Consider the following 2,888-nt stretch of genomic DNA (forward strand, 5'->3'; position numbering starts at 1 on the left):
GACGGAGGACGATCATCGGCTGGATGCGCTGTATGTCGCGTTCGAGGACCGGTTCCGCGGCGCGCGCGCCGACATACGCGAGCGCCAGCGCGCGCATCTGCCGGTGATGCGCGCGGCGGGCGCGGGGACGGCGGCGCGGCCGATCGTCGATGTCGGCGCCGGGCGCGGCGAGTGGCTGGAGCTGCTGCGCGACGAGGGTCTGGTCGCGTTGGGCGTCGATCTCAACGCGCGCATGGCGGCGCTGTGCCGCGAGATGGGGCTGGATTGCGCGGCGGACGACGCGATCGAATACCTGCGCCGGCTGCCCGATGCGTCGGTCGGCGCGGTGACCGGGTTCCATATCATCGAGCACCTGCCGTTCCGCGTCTTCGTCGCGTTGCTCGACGAAAGCCTGCGCGTGCTGGCGCCGGGCGGCGTGGTGCTGTTCGAGACGCCGAATCCGGCGAACGTGCTGGTCGGCAGCCGGTATTTCTATCTCGATCCCACGCACCGCAACCCGATGCCGGCCGAGATGACGGCGATGATCGCCGAGGCGCGCGGCTTCGTCGGGGTGCGCATCCACGAGCTGCATCCGTCGCAGGCGCGCTTTACCGCGCGCGACGAGGTGCTGGCCGCACAGCTCGACGCGCTGTTCCACGGGCCGCAGGACTATGCGCTGATCGCCGGGAAGGCCTGACGATGCGGGTGGCGATCGCGAGCGTGCAGGTGCCGTTCGTGCGCGGCGGCGCGGAGATGCTTGCCGAGAGCCTGTGCGGCGAACTGCGCGCGGCGGGGCACGAGGCCGAGATCGTCACGCTGCCGTTCAAATGGTATCCGGCGGAACGGATCGCCGACCACATGCTCGCCTGCCGCATGGTCGATCTGGCGGCGACGGGCGCGGGGCGCATCGACCGGGTGATCGCGCTGAAGTTTCCCGCCTATCTGATGCCGCATCCGGACAAGGTGGTGTGGCTGCTGCACCAGCATCGTGGCGCCTATGACCTGTGGGGCTCGCCGCTGGGCGATCTGACGGCGGCGCCGCACGGGGCGCATATGCGCATGACGATCCGCGACGCCGACCGCGTGGCGCTGCCGGAGGCGCGGGAGATCTACACGTTGTCGGCCAACGTGTCGGGGCGGCTGGAGCAGCATTGCGGCATCGCGTCGACGCCGCTGTATCACCCGCCGCCGGGGGCGGAGCGGATCGTCGCCGGCGAGTACGGCGACTATCTGCTGTTCCCGAGCCGGCTCAATCCGGCGAAGCGGCAGGTGCTGGCGCTGGCGGCGCTCGCGCATACGCGCCGGCCGGTGCGGCTGGTGTTCATCGGCGGCGCCGACACGCCCGAATACGCGCGGCAGGTGCAGCGCCAGGCCGAGGCCGAGGGGCTGGGCGGCCGCGTCACCTGGCTCGGCGCGGTGCCGGAGGCGAAGAAGCGGGCGCTGTATGCCGGCGCGCGGGCGGTGGTGTTCCCGCCGGTGGACGAGGATTACGGCTATGTCGGGCTGGAGGCGATGCTGGCGGGCAAGGCGCTGGTGACCTGCACCGATTCCGGCGGCCCGCTGGAGTTCGTGCAGGACGGCGAGACCGGGATCGTGTGCGCGCCGACGCCGGAATCGCTCGCCGGGGCGTTCGACCGGCTATGGGCCGATCCCGCGCTGGCGGCGCGGCTCGGCCGGGCGGCGCTGGACCGCTATCACGACATGGGTATCGGCTGGGAGAGGGTGCTCGAATGCCTGCTCGGCTGAGGATCGACGTGTTCTCGCCGCTGCCGCCGCTGCCGACCGAGGTCGCCAATCACAGCGCGCCGGTGCTGGCCGAGCTTGCGCGCCATGCCGACGTGCGCGCCTGGACCGATCAGGAGGCGTGGGCGCCGATCGAGGGCGTGGAGATACGCCGCTTCACGCCCGACATCGTGCCGGCGGCGGAGCTGAACGCGGCGGATGCGATCTTCTACAACCTCGGCAACAACAGCACGTTCCACAAGGGCATCCATGCCATCGCGCGGCGCGTGCCGGGCGTGGTGGTGCTGCACGACACCTGTCTGCAGAACTTCTTCGCCCATTACGGCGTGCAGGGCGGCGAGGCGGCGTCGATCTATTTCGACGCGATGCGCCACTGGCACGGCGAGGCGGCGCTGGCGGATGCGCGGCGGCTGGTTGCCGGCGAGGTCGCGATCGAGACGCTGATGCCGCGCTATCCGCTGACGCTGGAGGCGGCGGAGGGGGCGATCGGCGTGATCGTCCACAACGAGGCGGAGGCGGCGGCGCTGACCGGGCGGACGCGGCTGCCGGTGCATTACGTGCCGCTGTCGATCGACACGACGCATCTGCCGGAGCCGCCGGCGCGGGCGCGCGGGCCGGCGCCGTGGCGGCTGATCGCGTTCGGCTTCATGGGGCCGAACCGGCGGCTGCCGTCGCTGCTGCGGGCGCTGGCGGCGCCCGATCTGCGCGGGCTGTACACGCTCGACATCTACGGCAGGCTCGATGATCCGGGCGAGGTGGACGCGCTGGTCACCGAACTCGGCCTCGGCGCGCAGGTGACGCGGCATGGCTATGTCGAGGACGGCGTGCTGGCGGCGGCGCTCGACCGCGCCGATCTCGCGGTCAATCTCCGCTATCCGAGCATGGGCGAGGCGTCGGCGAGCCAGTTGCGCATCTGGGGCCACGCGCTGCCGAGCCTGGTGACGCGCGTCGGCTGGTACGGCGCGCTGCCGGAGGGGGTGGTGTTCCACGTCGATCCGGCGCGCGAGGTGGAGGACATCGTCGCGCATCTCGCGGCGCACGCGCGCGACCCGGAGGCGTATGCGCAGGCCGGCAGGCGCGGGCGGCAGCGGCTGCTCGCGCTGCATCGGGTCGATGATTACGCAGGCGCGCTGCTGCGCGTCGCCGAGGCGGCGGCGGCGGGGCAT

Annotated in this window: 3 protein-coding genes; all 3 read left to right on the forward strand. The window is 72.1% G+C overall.

Going from position 1 to position 2,888, the window contains the following annotated elements:
- Positions 1-676: class I SAM-dependent methyltransferase (locus B8460_RS14070; RefSeq protein ID WP_048862242.1), on the forward strand; the 676-nt coding region annotated here is incomplete at its 5' end.
- 2 nt (positions 677-678) lie between these two features.
- Entirely contained in the window at positions 679-1,725 is a 1,047-nt protein-coding gene (locus tag B8460_RS14075; RefSeq protein ID WP_048862243.1) for a glycosyltransferase family 4 protein, read from the forward strand.
- Positions 1,710-2,888 (forward strand): glycosyltransferase family protein (locus B8460_RS14080; RefSeq protein ID WP_148360611.1); only part of this gene is annotated, 1,179 nt, incomplete at its 3' end. The genes B8460_RS14075 and B8460_RS14080, both read left to right, overlap by 16 nt.

This window comes from Acidisphaera rubrifaciens HS-AP3, from assembly GCF_000964365.1.
Taxonomy (GTDB): Bacteria; Pseudomonadota; Alphaproteobacteria; order Acetobacterales; family Acetobacteraceae; genus Acidisphaera; species Acidisphaera rubrifaciens.

Excerpts from the sequence above, each read along its gene's own strand:
- B8460_RS14075 (WP_048862243.1), top strand. The coding sequence starts at position 679 with ATGCGGGTGGCGATCGCGAGCGTGCAGGTGCCGTTCGTGCGCGGCGGC.